Annotated in this window: 17 protein-coding genes and 3 pseudogenes; 4 read left to right on the top strand and 16 right to left on the bottom strand. The window is 43.8% G+C overall.

The genetic code is table 11. The features are described 5' to 3' along the window. Positions 1-319: 319 nt before the first annotated feature. The 4 genes and pseudogenes from PPOP_RS07160 to PPOP_RS07150 all read right to left on the bottom strand — a co-directional run bounded on the left by PPOP_RS07160 (position 320) and on the right by PPOP_RS07150 (position 3,277). Positions 320-1,258 carry a sugar-binding transcriptional regulator gene (locus tag PPOP_RS07160; protein WP_042227777.1) on the bottom strand — a complete coding sequence of 313 codons (939 nt, stop codon included), beginning with the start codon at positions 1,256-1,258 and terminating at the stop codon, positions 320-322. A gap of 508 nt (positions 1,259-1,766) precedes the next feature. Next, the gene (locus PPOP_RS07155; protein WP_042227773.1) at positions 1,767-2,279 is read right to left on the bottom strand and encodes a ferritin; all 513 of its coding nucleotides are present in this window, start codon (positions 2,277-2,279) and stop codon (positions 1,767-1,769) included. A gap of 106 nt (positions 2,280-2,385) precedes the next feature. Then, positions 2,386-2,562: pseudogene (locus PPOP_RS23935) on the bottom strand (IS200/IS605 family element RNA-guided endonuclease TnpB); the annotation flags it as partial. Between the two features lie 202 nt (positions 2,563-2,764). Continuing rightward, positions 2,765-3,277 carry a hypothetical protein gene (locus tag PPOP_RS07150; RefSeq protein ID WP_006285491.1) on the bottom strand — a complete coding sequence of 171 codons (513 nt, stop codon included), beginning with the start codon at positions 3,275-3,277 and terminating at the stop codon, positions 2,765-2,767. A 93-nt stretch (positions 3,278-3,370) separates the two neighbouring features. Here PPOP_RS07150 and PPOP_RS07145 point away from each other — a divergent pair, with 93 nt between their 5' ends. From PPOP_RS07145 to PPOP_RS20225, 3 genes and pseudogenes are all read left to right on the top strand, one after another. Beyond that, a complete protein-coding gene (locus PPOP_RS07145) occupies positions 3,371-3,787 on the top strand; it encodes a hypothetical protein (RefSeq protein WP_006285490.1) in 417 nt (138 codons plus the stop codon). Positions 3,788-3,848: 61 nt separating this feature from the next. Beyond that, a complete protein-coding gene (locus tag PPOP_RS07140) occupies positions 3,849-4,151 on the top strand; it encodes a sensor histidine kinase (RefSeq protein WP_234399712.1) in 303 nt (100 codons plus the stop codon). A gap of 36 nt (positions 4,152-4,187) precedes the next feature. After that, a pseudogene (locus PPOP_RS20225) lies at positions 4,188-4,409 on the top strand (helix-turn-helix transcriptional regulator); the annotation flags it as partial. Positions 4,410-4,520: 111 nt separating this feature from the next. Here the strand turns inward: PPOP_RS20225 and PPOP_RS07135 are convergent. From PPOP_RS07135 to PPOP_RS07090, 10 genes are all read right to left on the bottom strand, one after another. Further along, positions 4,521-4,928: a prepilin peptidase gene (locus tag PPOP_RS07135; RefSeq protein WP_006285488.1), complete on the bottom strand. Its 408-nt coding sequence runs from the start codon at positions 4,926-4,928 to the stop codon at positions 4,521-4,523. A gap of 12 nt (positions 4,929-4,940) precedes the next feature. Continuing rightward, positions 4,941-6,512 (bottom strand): CARDB domain-containing protein, encoded by a 1,572-nt coding sequence (locus tag PPOP_RS07130; RefSeq protein ID WP_006285487.1) that lies wholly within the window; start codon positions 6,510-6,512, stop codon positions 4,941-4,943. A 79-nt stretch (positions 6,513-6,591) separates the two neighbouring features. Continuing rightward, on the bottom strand, positions 6,592-7,356 hold the full coding sequence (locus tag PPOP_RS07125) for a CpaB family protein (RefSeq protein ID WP_006285486.1): 765 nt from the start codon (positions 7,354-7,356) through the stop codon (positions 6,592-6,594). Positions 7,357-7,367: 11 nt separating this feature from the next. Next, positions 7,368-7,805, bottom strand: a complete 438-nt coding sequence (locus PPOP_RS07120) for a hypothetical protein (protein WP_042227771.1) — start codon at positions 7,803-7,805, stop codon at positions 7,368-7,370. 8 nt (positions 7,806-7,813) lie between these two features. Continuing rightward, the gene (locus tag PPOP_RS07115) at positions 7,814-8,233 is read right to left on the bottom strand and encodes a DUF4320 family protein (RefSeq protein WP_006285484.1); all 420 of its coding nucleotides are present in this window, start codon (positions 8,231-8,233) and stop codon (positions 7,814-7,816) included. Between the two features lie 53 nt (positions 8,234-8,286). Then, the gene (locus PPOP_RS07110) at positions 8,287-8,514 is read right to left on the bottom strand and encodes a hypothetical protein (protein WP_006285483.1); all 228 of its coding nucleotides are present in this window, start codon (positions 8,512-8,514) and stop codon (positions 8,287-8,289) included. 11 nt (positions 8,515-8,525) lie between these two features. Continuing rightward, positions 8,526-9,416 carry a hypothetical protein gene (locus PPOP_RS07105; protein WP_006285482.1) on the bottom strand — a complete coding sequence of 297 codons (891 nt, stop codon included), beginning with the start codon at positions 9,414-9,416 and terminating at the stop codon, positions 8,526-8,528. A gap of 12 nt (positions 9,417-9,428) precedes the next feature. Further along, positions 9,429-10,322 carry a type II secretion system F family protein gene (locus PPOP_RS07100; RefSeq protein WP_006285481.1) on the bottom strand — a complete coding sequence of 298 codons (894 nt, stop codon included), beginning with the start codon at positions 10,320-10,322 and terminating at the stop codon, positions 9,429-9,431. Then, the gene (locus PPOP_RS07095) at positions 10,310-12,358 is read right to left on the bottom strand and encodes an ATPase, T2SS/T4P/T4SS family (protein WP_042227769.1); all 2,049 of its coding nucleotides are present in this window, start codon (positions 12,356-12,358) and stop codon (positions 10,310-10,312) included. The genes PPOP_RS07100 and PPOP_RS07095 overlap by 13 nt, the downstream gene beginning before the upstream one ends. A gap of 17 nt (positions 12,359-12,375) precedes the next feature. Continuing rightward, positions 12,376-12,762 carry a hypothetical protein gene (locus PPOP_RS07090; RefSeq protein ID WP_042227767.1) on the bottom strand — a complete coding sequence of 129 codons (387 nt, stop codon included), beginning with the start codon at positions 12,760-12,762 and terminating at the stop codon, positions 12,376-12,378. 702 nt (positions 12,763-13,464) lie between these two features. Between PPOP_RS07090 and PPOP_RS07085 the strand changes: the two genes are divergently transcribed. Continuing rightward, on the top strand, positions 13,465-14,994 hold the full coding sequence (locus PPOP_RS07085; RefSeq protein WP_006285479.1) for a flavocytochrome c: 1,530 nt from the start codon (positions 13,465-13,467) through the stop codon (positions 14,992-14,994). Between the two features lie 699 nt (positions 14,995-15,693). Here PPOP_RS07085 and PPOP_RS22615 read toward each other — a convergent pair. Further along, a complete protein-coding gene (locus PPOP_RS22615) occupies positions 15,694-15,858 on the bottom strand; it encodes a hypothetical protein (protein ID WP_006285478.1) in 165 nt (54 codons plus the stop codon). 420 nt (positions 15,859-16,278) lie between these two features. After that, positions 16,279-16,492, bottom strand: a pseudogene (locus tag PPOP_RS23930) (transposase); the annotation flags it as partial.

Raw genomic sequence — 16,492 nt, 5'->3', positions numbered from 1 at the left:
CCATCAACAGCAAATTCTCTTTGCGCTCCAGCCACTCCAACTTTCGAAGCATGTCCGGACTGCTTCCGCTTGGAAACGAAATATGGTCATAGACTATCGACTATTAAACTTCCAAGGATGAGTTGTATTTTAAGACAGGCCTGTTGTAGGGGGTACCTTTTTGTGCCATTTTACAGAACCCTTCTACTTCGTGCAAGGAGTCATTTTCGTACAAAAGGCCACTCGCTTCCTATGAATCGGTACACAAAAAAATACGACTCTCCTCCGGCACTCCGGAATGAAAGTCGTATTTGGGGTCATGCCGATTGATGGCGGCATGCTATGCTTGCAGCAGAGCTTGCGCCGTAAATTGATCCGTTACGATAATATTGGCGTATTTGCCGACGAGCGCGGCCCGAATCGCTTCGACCTTATGCCGGCCTCCGGCAATGAGAATCGATTTCTCCTTCTTCCGCAGCTCCAGCAAATCGATTCCAACGGTTCGGTTGTTAATATCTTCGCTGCATATATTCCCATCCTTGTTGAAGAAGCGCGAACAGATGTCGCCTACACCGGTGTGCTGCAGCAGCTTCTTCTCTTCCTGGCTTAAATATCCCAACTGGAACAGCAGCGCGTCATCATTCACGGTACCTACGGTAAAGACCGCGATATTGGCTTGCTTCCCCAATTGAATAATCCGGTGGATATGCCGATCTCCCTCCACCATCTGCTTCAAGGCAACGCTGTCGAATATTACGGGCAGCGGCATATATCTGGCAATCGCCTGGAACGCCGCCGCGAATAAATTGACCGTCTCCGCCGCATTCGTATTGACATGGGAGTAGCTGATGCCGCCTTTTAATTGTACAACCTCTACGCCCTGCACCTGCTTCTCCTGCAGCCGAGCCGCCACAGCATGCATCGTTCTCCCCCAAGTTACGCCGATAATGTCCATGTTCTGAACCGTATCCACTAAATAATCGGCTGCTTTTTGGCTAATATTTTTCTGAATTTCGTGGTACTCATTCACGGGAGAATAGCACACGAGTGCCGTATCCAATTTGTATTCCTGCTTGACGCGCGCTCCCAGTTCATCCAGATCCTCGATAGGATCCACGATATGGATACGAACATAGCCCTGTTCTTTGGCAAATTGCAGCAATCTGGATACCGTCGGACGGGAGACGCCCAGAATAGATGCGATCTCGACTTGACGATAATCTGATATGTAGTACATTCTTGCGGCTTCAATACTTAACCGCCGTTTATCCTGATCCATCATAACAACCCGCTTCTATGGAATTATTCTCTTCATTCTGGCTTCTTGTCTGCGAGAAAGAACGCTTGTCCAATCCGTACTAAGTGCCATCAAATGTATTATTTAAATGAGAGTCCCCGCCCGTCGGGGCCGAAGCCGGCCCTGGCCATCTTGGTGCCGCGCCGCATCATGCCGCAACGCCAGCATCGCCTCGTTCAGCAAGCTGGTCGACATGCCGGTGAAAGAATGGGAGTGCATGATGCAGGTGTACCAAAGGGCTTAATGACAGATTAACGTAAATTCAACTATTTTGCACCAATTATTTTTTGGAGATCTCTTGGCGATATTTCACATGATCTGTAACGCCGCTCACTACGATTCAGGGCTGTGGGGAGGCTTTGCCGTGATATTCCAAATCGTGCTGCCAAGGAGATAATGGGTTCCAAGAAGATGGTAGTGCGGGCATCGCCAAAAAGCTGCCTTCCCATGAACTTGTTCAGGGAAAACAGCTTCTCGTGTGTGTTGCAGCTTACGCTTCGCCGACCGACGGCGAGAAGGACCGCTTGGCGAGCTCGGCATCGAGCATATAGAAGGCATTGCTGTCATTATCAATGCGGCGCAGCTTCTGTATGATGCTGTCGAAGGTCGCTTCTTCCTCCACTTGCTCATCGATGAACCACTTGAGGAAGTTGATCGTCGCATGCTCCCGCTCATCCCACGCGAGATCGGATAATTCATAGATGCGCTTGGTCACTGTCTGTTCATGCTTGTAGGCATGCTCGAAGGCGTCCAGCAAGGAGCTATATTCATTGTGCGGATGCTGCATGCCGCTGACAATGGCCCGTTTGCCTAGTGCATTAATAAAGTGGAAAATTTTCATCCCGTGATATTTCTCTTCCTCCGACTGCACGATGAAAAAGTTCGCGAACCCGTCAAAGCTTTCCGACGAACAATAAGCCGCCATCGCCAGGTACACCTGGGAAGAATAAAATTCATAATTCATTTGATCATTCAACTTCGCAAGTAGCTTGTCGCTTAACATCGGATCACTCCCCTAATTAACTTATCTGGATAAGAAGCAAGCACATCCCGCTTGTACAAACGCCACACCCAAGCCTTGTGTCAGCCCCATGTGTCGGCTGCATCCTTTTTCTTTTTTGTTTCTGAACGTTTTTGGCTTCATCTCGTTTGTATTTTCGTTTCAAGGCTCGTTCTTTACGTCTTGCAAGAATGCGCGGGGCATCAGCTAATTTCTTTTCCAATGTACGGAAAAACTTTGGGTTGCCACTTGGATTGCGTCTAATCGCAGCATGTAAAATACGCCCTTAATTTAATGAGTTCCCATCTGGCTGCGACGAAAAAGGAGTAGGAACGGCTGGAAGACGATCCGCCTGAGCTTGGGCCAGGCTTCGATTTTCTGATAGTCCAAAGAAGAGTCGTATCATGTTCTCTATGCAGGAGACAAAGAAAGTGTGAACGACGCGCCACTTGGCTATGAAAATGCGCCATATCCCCATGGAGAGTGAGTTAAAATGAATTTTTGTAAACGTCAATGGATCCCTTTACATTTCCTTTAATGCGAATGCGATACTTTTCTGTGGAACTAAGATTCTTGAACCAAGCACCACTGATAGAATTTATACTGCTAGTTTCCTTATTATCTTCAACCCATCCAGCTGCCCACGTTGACCAAGACTCCAGCATTACTTGATAATTCGAATTCGATCCTGTGTTCTTACTACTATTTGATCTAAACCAGATAGCATTATAGCCACGGCCCAAAACAATATCATTTGGAATTTGATAGTGTGTGGTTACTTGGTAGTTAGCGGACCAAACGAATGTTTTTGCTTCACGCGGTAAACGCAGTGAATACTTTGCCTGCGGATGATCAACCGTCACAGCAGTACCATTTTCCGGACCATAAATACGGTCAAGTTCTTCTTCATGTGCAGGTATTGCAAAAGCAGCAGTAGGCGCAATAGCACTAACTGTCAAGGCAACGACTAAAAGACCTTTCAGCTTGGTATTTAACTTCATATTTTCCCTCCCTAAAGGTAAATGATGTATAATAGCTAAGTACTAAGATAACACAAGGGGTAAGGTAAATAAAGGAAATCAGGAGGTTATTTAATGAAATTTGGGAAAACTTTAAATCTTTTATTGATTCTAGTTGTAGCAACATTCGGTCTGTTAGGATGTAATAAGACGGAGCAAATAACAATATCTGAGGATGAATCACCACAAGTAGTAATCGTTGAAAAGTATTTAAATGCAATAAAAGATCAAGATGTAGAAAAAGCCTACAGCTTGTTAGATTCAGAAAAATTGCCTGATAAAAAGGAATTTCAAGACTCCATTCAAAAACACAAGTTAACCGATTTTAACATTTTAAAATCAAAACAAATAAGTCCGAATCTTTATAAAGTACTAGTCTCTTTAAAAATTAAAAACTCAGATAATGAAATCGTTTTTCTGGCGAAAAAAAATCATGATCAGTGGTTCATAGCTGGAAACCATGATAGCAACCAAGATAACATTGAGTTCTAAAATTTGAAAAAAAGGTACAATCACGCATGCAAGTTGAGATGATTGGGGTCTGTCAAGAGTTTTGTGTAAACGTAAGGATACAAGAGTTCGCAACCGCGATCTTCCTGCTGCAAAAATACGTCTCCATCGCAACCAAAGCAATGTACTAATTGACATTCAAGTCTACCCTTCTGCTGGAAAGCTGATGCTGGAGGTCTGCGATAATGGTCAAGGCATGGATGATGAGACGCTGCAGAAGGTAAACCAACTCTTGCAAAGCCAACATAACACGACGCAGCATATCGGGCTGTACAACGTTCCTCGCCGTTTGGTGCTTCTCTACGGCGAGGACTCCGGCATCCACTGGAATACGATTGTATCGTAAGCGCGTAACGGACAGGACGGCTATGCCAAGATCTATCAGAAATTCAAGGCCGAGACAAGCTACACGTTCAATGAGTTTCTCAACCGTTATCGTATCCACAAGTCGATGGATTTACTGAAAGCGGGCGATAACAAAGTCTATACGATCGCGCAGGAGATCGGATTTAGCGACTACAAGTACTTTATAAGCATTTTCAAAAAATACGCCCACGTCACGCCAAGTCAGTATCAACAATATTTCGGAGATAAGCACGCGTAACCTCGCAATTAATGCAGGGAACACCTCTCCTTCCGTCCCGATCTACGAAAAGAAGAGGTGTCTTTCTACTGCGTGGGTTTGCTTTCGTCCTCCCCTATCGCTAGAACCTCGTTAGTTAAAAATATAGGTGATAAGCATCGCAATAAAAAAACAATGTGCCAGTGGGAATGACTTCTCTTGTGTCCATCGTTGATGCAGCATCCCATAGAAGAAAGCCAAAATCGTGCCGAGCAGGAGGACAGAAGCGGCGAATATGAATCCAGTGGAAGCGCCCAACCATGCCATAAGCTTGATATCGCCGCCCCCGATCCCTCCATTAGAAAGATAGGCGCCTAGAAATAATATTCCGCCCACGACAATGGCCCCCAGGATACACTCCCACCAATGCATCTCGCCCCAGCAAGCCCATATCAGTATGGACCCTATTGTACCCACCCCAAGCAGTCGATCAGGAATGATGCGGTATTTTAGATCCTGGTAGGCTGCGATGGCCATAATCAGTATTACCCACACAACCACCTTGTTCTCCCCCTAATCCTCCTGTACATTCGCCTGTAATATATTTTGGTGATCATCGTGCATCGAACCGTAAATATGTAGAGTTATCGGTTCGCCTACAGGCTGACGTTCGTGGGAACCCGGAAATTCTGCCTCTACTTCCACAGTAAAGTTGCCGTCCGGCCAATCTATTCCTGTGTACACCTTTCTTTCGACTATCTTTTCATCTGTATGCGTAAAGGTGTATTTAATCTCGGGCAGCTTCCAGGTTGTAGTTCCGGTATTGTTCTCCATCTTTACTTCTGCAACCCTTTTCTTTGTATCGTAAATCCGGGCATATACTTTCGATGGGCGACGCTTTGACTGAATATTGGCTGTCAGCTCAAATCCGTAACCGGCGCGGGTAACATGGTTCGGATTAAGTTTTTCCTTCAGAGCATAAGGGATGATCTCCCATGAGCCCCGGCTTTCCCGGTCACTTGGTTTTGGATTTTTCTTGTCCGTCTTCTCGCCCTGTTTGGTGTTAGCCTCAATCGTAGCCGTCACCTTCTCTGAATCCTCTTCAGACTGCTTCGTCTTGCCGCCCTGTTCGGAGCTAGTCGATTTTGTATCCGTCTCTTTACTGATTTTCCAAATCGGTTCATTATAGTAACCAACTCCGATTACATGCAAGCCACACACTGTATCAAAATGTACTCTATTTTTGTGTTCAACCTCGCTGATGTCCATCTTATAAACGTCCCACGACCGTGATGACTTCCCACCGGATCCTGAATCATCTTCACAAACGACGTGAATGTAGTTCAGGTTATTCCTGCGATCTATATCCTTTATCTGTCTGTCAGGATCGACAATCATCTGCAACACGGATTTCCCAACACAATTCGCCTCCCAATCAAAAGAGATATGAACAACTTCACCGGGTGGAATATCTTTGCGAACGCTGTAAATCACCTCGTCGTTTACCTTGAACTGGATAGGCACGTTTTTCTGAACCTCCGCATTCGGCACGTTATTTTTTACTTCTGCAGTAATTTTTGTCTTGCTCCCTTTTTTTATCGTATCCGGATTGGCGGCTATTGAATGTGCAACCAGGTCTGTACCATTTCCAACGTTCAACTTTTGTGTAATCGTGTTATTATCTTCTACGCCAACGCCTTGCTCTTTCATGTAGTAACAGGGCTGTCGAGGTGGAAATATAGTTCCAGTCACCTCGATGATCATGTTACCGCCCTTCAGCCCTGACAAGTTCAGATCAAGGATATTCAAGGGAATCGTATCACCATATTTAATTCCCCAGGGATATGACGACAAGATATTGTAATAGATATTTATTGGGATGGGGGGATCTACGTTAACAGCACCAGTAACTTTCACGTTACCTTCAAACCCAAAACGATCGCCTAATTCCCATATTTCTGAAGCTGACAGTGGATCGCCAATGTATGTAGTCATAATATATAAAGTCTCATTTTCTAATTTAATCGTTTCTGCTTTGAAATCAATTTTTTTGCTCCAAGGGTTGTTATATATACCTGCCACAAGACCTATGTTCATGGAGAACATAAGCACAATCGCTACCGCACAGGAAATTAACCTTCTCATGTTGTTCACCCATCCTTTTGATTCTATCGTTATCCAGTAAATAACGAAAGCGGCGCCCTTTACTCCACATGAATGACCTCTACTGAAAAGCCTTGCCCTCACGAGTGGGTTGCCCTTTGCCTGAAATTCCCCCAATATGGTTGCCATCTACACCGACAGGTAGGAGAAATACTTTGCCTTCTTGTTGATATTTAACCAACAAACGAGCGGTTTCTTCATCCGGGGCTGCAATAATAGCTAGCGATGGTATCTTGTTGGTGGCTTCCGGATCATCTGGAGACCGTCCTTCGGAGGTATGCCGGTCAACGACTAACAACTTGGACAGCTTCGCATTGTCTTGGGGACTAATCACCGATTCGGGCTCCTTTCCCCCGTCCATATCCAGTTCCTCATTTTCAATGTAAATATAGGCATCAACCAAGGTGCCTGGCTTACTATTGTCGCCCACGCTTTGCACTTGGTCGACAGCAACACCTACCAGAACTTGACCATTTTTCAGCGTAACACCTAGCCCTGCTACCGAATCCTTCCCTTTGGTAATATATGATCTTTGAATCGGTCTATTTTGCAGAAAGCCAACCTCGCCGGCATACCATTCTTCTTGCTCGAATTCAGCGAGCGAATATACAGCATCTGCCGGAATTTCACTTTCCACCACTTGCCGAAGCTCGACCTTGCCTGCAAGGCCGGAGAAAGGCTTGATCGTATCCGTGGCCACGGCAACCTCTTTTAGCGCCGTATTGCTTTCTACGGTTATCACGGCAAGCATAACCCCGATCCCTGAAATTATGAATGCCATGGCTAAGATGACTATCGTTCTTGTTTTCTTATTCCACGTGAACATGCTCCACCTTCTTACTTATATTCCGTTAAATATGGTGTTTTTCTCGGAACTCTAATCGTATATTCATCTTGCCCAAATAACCTCATAATTCCAATATCAATCTCTGCGCTAAATTCGGCCTCTACGCGGGGAACGCCGTCTGAATTATGAGTAACTTGTACCGCAAGCTTCCCTCTTCGGAATGTTTCTGAGCTAAGTGAATCATCCAAACGTAAGTTGGCTTTTAGCATCGCAGTAATCCCTTGTTTTACTTTGTCCCTATCAAGTCGTACCTCACCGCGCCCCACATCACTTGCAATTGTGCCATAAATAATAGCACTATCTATTGCAGAACTGAGTGCATCGGATATAACATTCCTGGCGATATAAACACTCTGTACATAGTATAAAATAATAACCATTAATATCAAAAAATAGATAAAAAAAATTAAACGCAACCCTGATCCCATCTACTCACCTAATCCCTCAAGTAAGTACGAGCTAAACCTGACAAATTAATTTTTATGTCTGATGTTAATTCCTGCCCAAAAGGGCGAAATGCGATAAAGCTATATGGTGTACTCGCATGAAGCTCTATAATTTCCCCCCTCTGTACAGGGCCAATTGTGCCGGTGACTTCCACTTTCGTTCGATCTAATCCCAATTTTTCAACAATATTATAGAATTTGTTCCCTAGATCCCCATTAAACCCATTCTGTGCTTTCATAAGTTCAAGTGTATCCTCTCCAGCTAATTTTAATTTGTCATAGGTGACGATCATGCCATAAAATTCAATAGCAGCAAAAATGATAATAGTAGCTACTAGCAAACCTAGGAAAGTACCTAGACCTAATATATCTCCTCGTTCATTCTTAATGATGTTCAGCGCTTTGTTCATACGGATTAAGAGTCTGCTTTCTTATTTAAGAAAGCAGACTACCTCCTACTGATTTATTTTATATTTAATATTTCATTAGCTTTATCCTGCAATTTAGCAAAGATAGTTTTAATCCAACCATCCATCAATCCCCATGCCAAGACTACGGCGGCCACGACAATGACGATCCACATCAGTTGAGAGGTCGAGTTAGCGTCACCTCTTTGGTTCTTCAGAAGAAGATATGCTTTGGTTGACATTTCTTGAAGCTTGATTCTTGCTTTTTTGGACATGTTTTTCATTGATAATCACCTCATAATAGTTTTCCAAGCTGACCAAATACATGGTATATGACAAACCCTACCGATCCCAAGCCAACAATAATCATGAGAAACGTGTAGAGCTGAGCTTGCTCAGGCTTACCTTTCGTCAACTCCTCAAGCGCTACCATCCGGAGTTCACTAATTTCTACTTTAATGTCATCGAAATACCCTTTCGCATTTTCGTATCCTTGCTCGAGCCCAATTTTTACTGCGGTCGAAAACTGCAGCATCACCGGGATAGTTGTTTCTTTGGCAAAGATCTCCAACGCCTCTTGCGGCCTCATATTTTGCATATTGGCGTTTAACCTTTGTAGCAAGTGCTGTAACTTCGGGCCACTGGTTTGCTCTACTTCCTGGAAGACTTGAATAAACGGCTTGCCTGTCTCCAGGGCCATCATAATTTTATCGATAAGCGGCGGCAAATCCTTCGTAATCTGCCGTTGCAGGGTTTTAAAACTCTTTTGCGTATCTTGAACATCACGTAGTAACAGGACAAGCGCTGCTAGTGGAAACGCAATGATCAGAACGGGCGACATGAACATCAGAACGATGGCTGGAAGAGCAAACATGATTGACCTCAGCAGCTTCTGGGCCAACATTTCCTCTACGCTTGCATACTCCCCGACCACCTTGACCATGTTTATCATTTTGGGTCCGAATAGATATTCAATCCCAAGAAATTTTTTAAGTAACGGAAATACGCGCATGACCAAAAACGGGATTAATCCCTTTTGCTGAGCTACCCTTGACATTTCCTTCGCCAGTTGCCTGGCACGCTGTGAATGTTTATCCTGTTGTTCAAATCCGGGTAAGTATAAGCGCATTAAGATAAAGGCAATAATAAAAAGACCCAAGAAAACAAAGGTGGACGAAATGATCAATCCCTTTCCCCCCTACAACTCGTTAAGGTTTAGCGATAAACAATTATATTTCTTGAAAATACAAAACATAATGACGCCAACCAAAAAGGTAACGTAAATTTGCCCTACTAACGTTCCCGTGAAGATATTTACACTGTTGGTGTTAATCAAGCTGAGCATGATGGGCAAACAAATAATTAATAGTGCCTGCACATAGGTGCTTTTCATCTCCGTTTTCGCTTTTATTTGCAACTTTTTAACATAAATAGCATCTTCACTCATCCCACGAATGGTCGCTTTTAAGGAAGCAACCGCTTGTTCCGTGTACCCATTCGCTTCCGCAGCAAGCAGCTTGTCGGCAAATTCATCAAATCTGCGCAGCCTGATCTTTACTTTCAGTTCGGTAAGTACGGTTTCTAACGAGAAACCTAACCGCAAGGAGTCCGATGCCTCCTGCATCATCTTTTTTACACTACCGTTATAATCTTCCAGCGAATCTTTCATTGCATAGCTCGCATTGGAGAAATTAAGCAGCTTGCTCGTCAATATTTTTAAGTATTCAGGCACTTCAAACAGTAATTCATTTCTCCGATTCCTCTGATTCACTTTCATCAAGTGAAGGGGAACGGTATAGCCTAGTAACACGCCTAAGGCAATGAAAAAGTAGTTTCCGCTGACGATAGAGATCAGCAACCCGATCATAAAGGAACCGATGACCAACGAAATATAGGTTCCGGCGGTCATTTCAACATCCGAACATTGAGCCTTGTGCTGGACTTTCTGCAAACCGAGTGCTCGGGCTAAAGCGTCAGCGCGTTTTCTATATTCCGTCGGTGTGTTTGTGGTAGCGGGCTTGGTAACGATAAACAGTGCCGCTCCCCACACAACCGATAAAAAGATAAACAGGAATGCCACTACACGCACCATCTTTCAACGACTTCTTGCGGAGCACGCTGCTGGATCAACTTTTCCTTCATCTTCATCAGTTTGTTTTTCCATACATGCTCCCCTTTTATGGGGTCATACACGAAGATTGGGTTCATTTTGGGTATTTTCCCATCCTCGAAGGAGATAATCTCACTGATTTCGATAATTCTTCTCTTTCCATGATCGTTTGCCTGATAAATAATCAAGTCTACCGTAGAGCTCACTTGGGACGCGGCGATTTCATTGTTGCCCGCAAGCTGCATGAGCCGAACGGCCCCCATCTCCGCACTGTTCGCGTGAATCGTGGTAGCGATAGCATGACCGGTATTGGCAGCTTCTAAGGCTTGAATAGCGGCGAAGCTGTCGCGAATCTCCCCAATCATGATCCAGTCGGGATTTTGACGCAATGTCGTCTTCACCAATTTGCCAATATCATATCGTTTCCGTTCATTTTCATGATCTTTTACGATCATAGCCACGATATTGGGATAATCTTGATAAGCTTTTTTCATCTTAAGCATCATCTCTTCGCTATCTTCAATCGTAATCATTTTCGTTATTTCCGGAAGATATAACGGGATGCGAATAAGCTGGCTCGTCTTCCCTGAGTTTGTCCCCCCACAAATGATGGTCGTCGGGTTGCAAGGATAGATATCATGAAAAAATTCTACAATTTCCTTGTTCATATTCCCATATTCAATGCATGCCTCATCGGAATAAACATCCGGAGGGAATTTCCGGATCGAGATCGTAGGCGTATTCGCACTAACCCCTCCCCTACTGCGCTCTAACGTTACACAGATTCGAAATCCACGATAATTCGCATCAATTACAGGTTCATTGGCTGACAATGTTTTCCCAATAGGAAGCAGCATTTTTGAGATAATGGAATAAATGTGTTCTACGTCCTGGAACTGAATGGACTTATCATGTCTAGGCACTCCATTTTCTTCGACAATGGTCTCCGTAGGCGAATTAATTTCTAAGCTTGAGATCGCATTATTCTTTAGCGGTTTTTCAAGCACACCCATTTCCGTAATCTCTGTTTGTATTAGCGCTATAACATTATCCAATGAGGTCTGGAACGTCGCGTCTTTTTGTTCTTTAATAAAATCAGCAATATAATATCTCACTTTTTGACGTGCGGTTTCGTTGTAAATGGACTGTACAAACTCGTCATGATGTTTATCTCTCAGCATAATCCTTACTTTCGTTGTTAGTTTTTTTCTTTGTTCATGGTCTTCAGCGGATAATTGTGCCTGATCGATCACGGATACCACTTTGTTTGTCTTATGCTCCACCGGGTTAATGAGTCCGCGATGCTCCGTATACTCTTTTTTGGTCGTGATCGTATGACTTGCGAGAGCTTCTATATGATGTTGCACCACATCTTTTATCGAATGCATAACAGGTACCGGTAAAGTAATGTTTTTGACAGGGCTATACAGTAGCATTCTATCCTGTGAAACACTGTAATCTTCCATCAGCTTCTGATAGGTCAATAATGCCCATGTCATTTCGGTAAGCTTGTCAAAATAAACGACGATGACATCCGCAGTTCGTAGGGAGTAAAACGTCATCGGATTGACAAGCTGGCCCTGTAAACTGTATATCAAGGTCTGATAATACTGAAGCAAAGTTTCTCTTAGATGCCCCGGCAATTCCAACATACTTCGTGTGTGATTCACTTTTAGAATCGTTGGAAGATCGGGAGACACTTTCGGATCAATACAGATGGCATCGAACCCATCAAACTTTTGAACATAATGATCAAAAGGTTTCATCTCATTTCTTTCAAAATCAAGCAACAACTTATCCATCGTTTTTTCATCGTTAAAATGATAATCTGGATAGATAGTAGACAGTCTTGGTATCCCTAAGCACGGAAATTCCACGATAACCGACTTATCTCCGGCAGCTTGCGCTAGTTCAACACTGATTGAACTAACATCGACACCATATGGAGAATATATGGCGAACGTACGCTTAGGCCGCTCTACGATGACGTCAGCTTTCTTTTTTCGTCCCAACAGCATCTTCATTCAGCTCCTTTTCACCCTAGCGTCGGCAGCCAAGACCAACGGCTCGTTTTTTGTTTATCGACCTTACCAACATGAGCGGCGAGACCAAGAAGATTTTCGTATTGTTCTTCCACCTCCCTGCTCATGCGGAAGGCATCTGCGTTGTAAACGCCCTGGGTTATGGCACAGTTAAACTGCTCCAGGATTCTTTTCGGAAACGATGAAGAGATGCCTGTAAACATATCTGTATTGCAAAAATTCAATAGGACTTGAACATTGTTAATGTAGTTTTTGGCTGTAAGTACCTTCATTGCTTCTGTCAATCGTCCAAAGCTCCATAGAGATGACTGGCCTATGAACAACTTGGTATGACCCCTTACAAATTCTTTTATCAGCGGGGACAACGTATTGTTTTCCATAAAAAGAGAACCCCAATCATATATTTATCAAGAACAACAATCTTTCTTTCTCAAGTAGTAATGTTGTTAAATCACCCAAATCTATCGGTTTGATCATATGTTCATTTACTAATATTTTGGACACCCTTTGAAAAACACTTTCAGAACGAAGCATTCCAATAACCATATTAAACAACACCCAAAATGCAAAATCCGATTTATAGAGAAAGGAAGAGACCTTTATTAATATTAATAATCTTTATCAAAAACATCTTCTCGCGAATATTAAGATCAAGACAGTTAATTTATTCCTTTCCATAATTTATCGGGATATAAAATGGATTTATTAATACTAATTTGAAAACTCGTTAATATTTTATAAGAATAGCACCTAAAAATGCCTAGTTTATTGCAATTGATAATCTTTATCGAAAGTAATCCTTTCCATATTTATCGTAATATGAGATGAATTTTTTAATACTTATGAGTGGTTTTCTAAGGACGGCTAGCGGGCTTAAATCTAAAAGAAACAGTTGAAGACTCCATCGAGTCAAATACATAAATTGGTTTTGGTCACAGACCAAATTCAAAACATTGTGAAACAAATCACTAGAAATGGGGACGAAAATAGATTAAAATAAAGTGAACCTAAAAAGTCTCTCCTTTTTCGTGTGGCTCTTTATGTTCATCTAAATAAAATCATGTAAACACGGAGGGGTTAATTTGAAAAAGAAAGCAGCAGCAACGTTTATTCTCGTTCTTTCTTTTATGCTCGTGATCGCGGCATGCGGTAGCGGGAACCAGAATCAAAGCCAGGGTCAGGACAATTCAAATCCGGTGGAGTCCGAAGAAACGGAAGCCGTGTCGGGAGCTTCTACATCCAGCTATACACCCATCGATGAATTAAAGGATAGCTATGATATCATCATTGTCGGCGCAGGCGGTGCCGGAATGTCTGCTGCACTTGAGGCAAAAGAAAAAGGCATGAACCCGGTTATTTTCGAAAAAATGCCGATTGCCGGCGGCAATACGATGAAATCATCTTCCGGTATGAATGCTTCCCAAACTAAGTTCCAACAAGAGCAGGGCATTGAGGACAGCAATGATTCATTTTACGAAGAGACCTTGCAAGGCGGTCATGATACGAATGACAAAGAAATGCTTCGTTTCTTCGTTGACAATTCCGCAAGTGCGATTGATTGGCTCGATTCGATCGGGATTCCTTTGAACAATATCACAATTACAGGTGGGATGAGCGAAAAACGCACACACCGTCCTGAAGACGGCTCAGCGGTAGGTCAATATCTTGTCAACGGCTTGCTGAAAAACATTCAAGAGAAAGAAATTCCTCTTTTTGTAAATGCAGGCGTGACGGAAATTACGGAGCAGAATGGCAAAGTAAACGGTGTAAAGGTCCTCTTCGACGGGCAGGACGAGAAAAATATTGCAGCGGATGCTGTCGTTGTGACAGCCGGCGGTTATGGCTCTAACATGGATATGATTGCCGAGGTTCGCTCCGATCTGAAAGGTCTTGTCACAACAAACCAAGAGGGCAGCACCGGTGACGGCATTACGATGATTGAAAAGCTCGGCGGTGTCACGGTAGATATGGATCAAATCCAGGTTCACCCTACGGTACAGCAGGACAAATCCTATCTTATCGGGGAAGTGGTCCGTGGTGAAGGAGCGATCCTGGTTTCTAGCGAGGGCAAACGTTTTACGAACGAGCTGGATACTCGTGACAATGTCACTGCCGCAATCAATAAGCTGCCTGAAAAATCAGCTTATCTTGTATTTGATTCCGGTGTAAAATCCCGCGCGACAGCGATTCAGCAGTATGAACAAATGGGCTTTGTTATTCAGGGCGATTCGATCGAGGCTTTAGCCGAAGAAATGGGTGTTCCGGCAGAGCAGCTAACAGCCACACTGGATACATGGAACAGCGCAGTGAAGAATAAAGAGGATGCTGAATTCGGCAGAACGACTGCGATGGACAACGACTTGTCTGGCGCGCCATACTATGCCATCAAAATTGCCCCTGGGATTCACTACACTATGGGCGGCGTGAAAATCAATACGAACACAGAAGTGTTGAATAAAGACGGTCAACCTATTCCTGGCTTGTTCGCAGCAGGCGAGCTTACCGGCGGTTTGCACGGTGAAAACCGTATCGGCGGCAACTCCGTTGCCGAGATCATTATCTTCGGCCGCCAAGCTGGTATCAAAGCGGCTGAATTCGTACAAGCACAATAAGATACCAGCTTTCTCGTTTCACTTAACAACAACCAACGCTTGGGCCCATCATCGCCCAAGCGTTGGTTGTTTTATTTGCCAGTTGTTGCTTTTTTGTGGTGTCGGTGCTGTTTTAGGAAGTCTTGCAAGTGGGGAACGAACAGATGGACATCTCTCAAAGCCAGTTGGCTACTTCCGTTTTCCGGATCGGACCGTAAGCTGGCCGCTGCGTTTTCCAATTTGAATATCTCCGGGAGCCAGGTTGCACACTTCCATTGTACGCAAGCCAGTGTGAAACATCACGATTGAATCTGGACGGAAGAAGCCGGCCTTTTTCTAATCTTTGATGCGATAGCTCTCACCTTTGATATTGACCTATCATGATTATCAGTTACGGTAAAAAACGGTAATGTGCCTAGGAGGTGCTGAAGGTAATCGCTGCTCAGTCACAGTGGTACAAAATTACACGGCGTATGGACAGACTCATGACAGTCGGCCACCGCTACCGCGGGGATGTTGGAGTGATGATATCAAGGCTTAATGTTTTAACCGCCTGAAGATGGCCCGAGGGATACGGGCCGAAACCTACCGGCATCATGCCGGGATGGTCGCAGATATCCGAAATTAAAGGACATTATTATTGATCCTTTCATCTTCGTAAGTTATTAACATTTATATTTACAATCATGTCTTTATATACTATAGTGTAGTAGAGTTAATTTATTCCAAAAGGGCCTGCAGCTTATAATCACGAGCCGTACCGTTCACGGCCAGGCTCCCACTGATCACAAACAGGATCTTTGTTCCAAAATAACTCATTGGGGGCATCGACCGAATATTTCCCATGCTGATCTGATAGTTTTTGTTTGTTGCTATATTCGGCATTGTGATTGCCTCCTTGGTTCTAGGTTCTAGGTTCTAGGTTCTAGGTTCTAGGTTCTAGGTTCTAGACGATGACTGGACTGCATTGGTTGAAAAAAATTAACTACGCTCAGTTTACGTGAGCTTACAGTTATTGTCCAGACAAGTGTAGACGCTCCAGTCATCCATTTTCCAAAAAAAATAGGCTTCAAGCTTTAAGGCTTGAAACCAAATCCATGTACTAATACAGGCTACAAAGATAAGTGCACATAAGATACCGCCAAGCAATAGCGTACTAGCCAAAGGACAGGATACGCCACAGCTTCTTGTCCTCTTCAATAAATTTGTTTTTGCTTTTCATCAAACTGACACTCAGCGATGTACCATGGTTCTGGAATATGGAATCCCTTCTCCATGCCCTTTACTTCTATAAACGACGGATTGTCAAGCCAAGTGCGACAGTTCCTCTGCAAAGGATTCGTGAGCGGACTTCCAGCCCAAACATTTTCGTGGTCGTTGATTGATCAGGTAAAGAGCTTTCTCCAAAACCTCATCTGTAATCTAGGCGAAATCCGTCCCTTTGGGGACAAGCCATTGGCGTTTTCATTGGAACCTCGTTGGGTCAGCAAAATAAACCTGCACGCCATGGGTGGCCTCC

Source organism: Paenibacillus popilliae ATCC 14706 (assembly GCF_000315235.1).
In the GTDB taxonomy this organism is placed as follows: Bacteria; Bacillota; Bacilli; order Paenibacillales; family Paenibacillaceae; genus Paenibacillus_B; species Paenibacillus_B popilliae.
Note: the sequence above shows the minus strand (reverse complement) of the source record. Positions and strands in the feature narration are given on the sequence as shown.

What these genes read in the sequence shown, in the direction of transcription:
- PPOP_RS07160 (WP_042227777.1), bottom strand. Translation starts at nt 1,258, where the DNA reads ATGGATCAGGATAAACGGCGGTTAAGTATTGAAGCCGCAAGAATGTAC.
- PPOP_RS07155 (WP_042227773.1), bottom strand. Translation starts at nt 2,279, where the DNA reads ATGTTAAGCGACAAGCTACTTGCGAAGTTGAATGATCAAATGAATTAT.
- PPOP_RS07150 (WP_006285491.1), bottom strand. Translation starts at nt 3,277, where the DNA reads ATGAAGTTAAATACCAAGCTGAAAGGTCTTTTAGTCGTTGCCTTGACA.
- PPOP_RS07145 (WP_006285490.1), top strand. Translation starts at nt 3,371, where the DNA reads ATGAAATTTGGGAAAACTTTAAATCTTTTATTGATTCTAGTTGTAGCA.
- PPOP_RS07130 (WP_006285487.1), bottom strand. Translation starts at nt 6,512, where the DNA reads ATGAGAAGGTTAATTTCCTGTGCGGTAGCGATTGTGCTTATGTTCTCC.
- PPOP_RS07125 (WP_006285486.1), bottom strand. Translation starts at nt 7,356, where the DNA reads ATGTTCACGTGGAATAAGAAAACAAGAACGATAGTCATCTTAGCCATG.
- PPOP_RS07120 (WP_042227771.1), bottom strand. Translation starts at nt 7,805, where the DNA reads ATGGGATCAGGGTTGCGTTTAATTTTTTTTATCTATTTTTTGATATTA.
- PPOP_RS07115 (WP_006285484.1), bottom strand. Translation starts at nt 8,233, where the DNA reads ATGAACAAAGCGCTGAACATCATTAAGAATGAACGAGGAGATATATTA.
- PPOP_RS07110 (WP_006285483.1), bottom strand. Translation starts at nt 8,514, where the DNA reads ATGAAAAACATGTCCAAAAAAGCAAGAATCAAGCTTCAAGAAATGTCA.
- PPOP_RS07100 (WP_006285481.1), bottom strand. Translation starts at nt 10,322, where the DNA reads ATGGTGCGTGTAGTGGCATTCCTGTTTATCTTTTTATCGGTTGTGTGG.
- PPOP_RS07095 (WP_042227769.1), bottom strand. Translation starts at nt 12,358, where the DNA reads ATGCTGTTGGGACGAAAAAAGAAAGCTGACGTCATCGTAGAGCGGCCT.
- PPOP_RS07090 (WP_042227767.1), bottom strand. Translation starts at nt 12,762, where the DNA reads ATGGAAAACAATACGTTGTCCCCGCTGATAAAAGAATTTGTAAGGGGT.
- PPOP_RS22615 (WP_006285478.1), bottom strand. Translation starts at nt 15,858, where the DNA reads ATGCCGAATATAGCAACAAACAAAAACTATCAGATCAGCATGGGAAAT.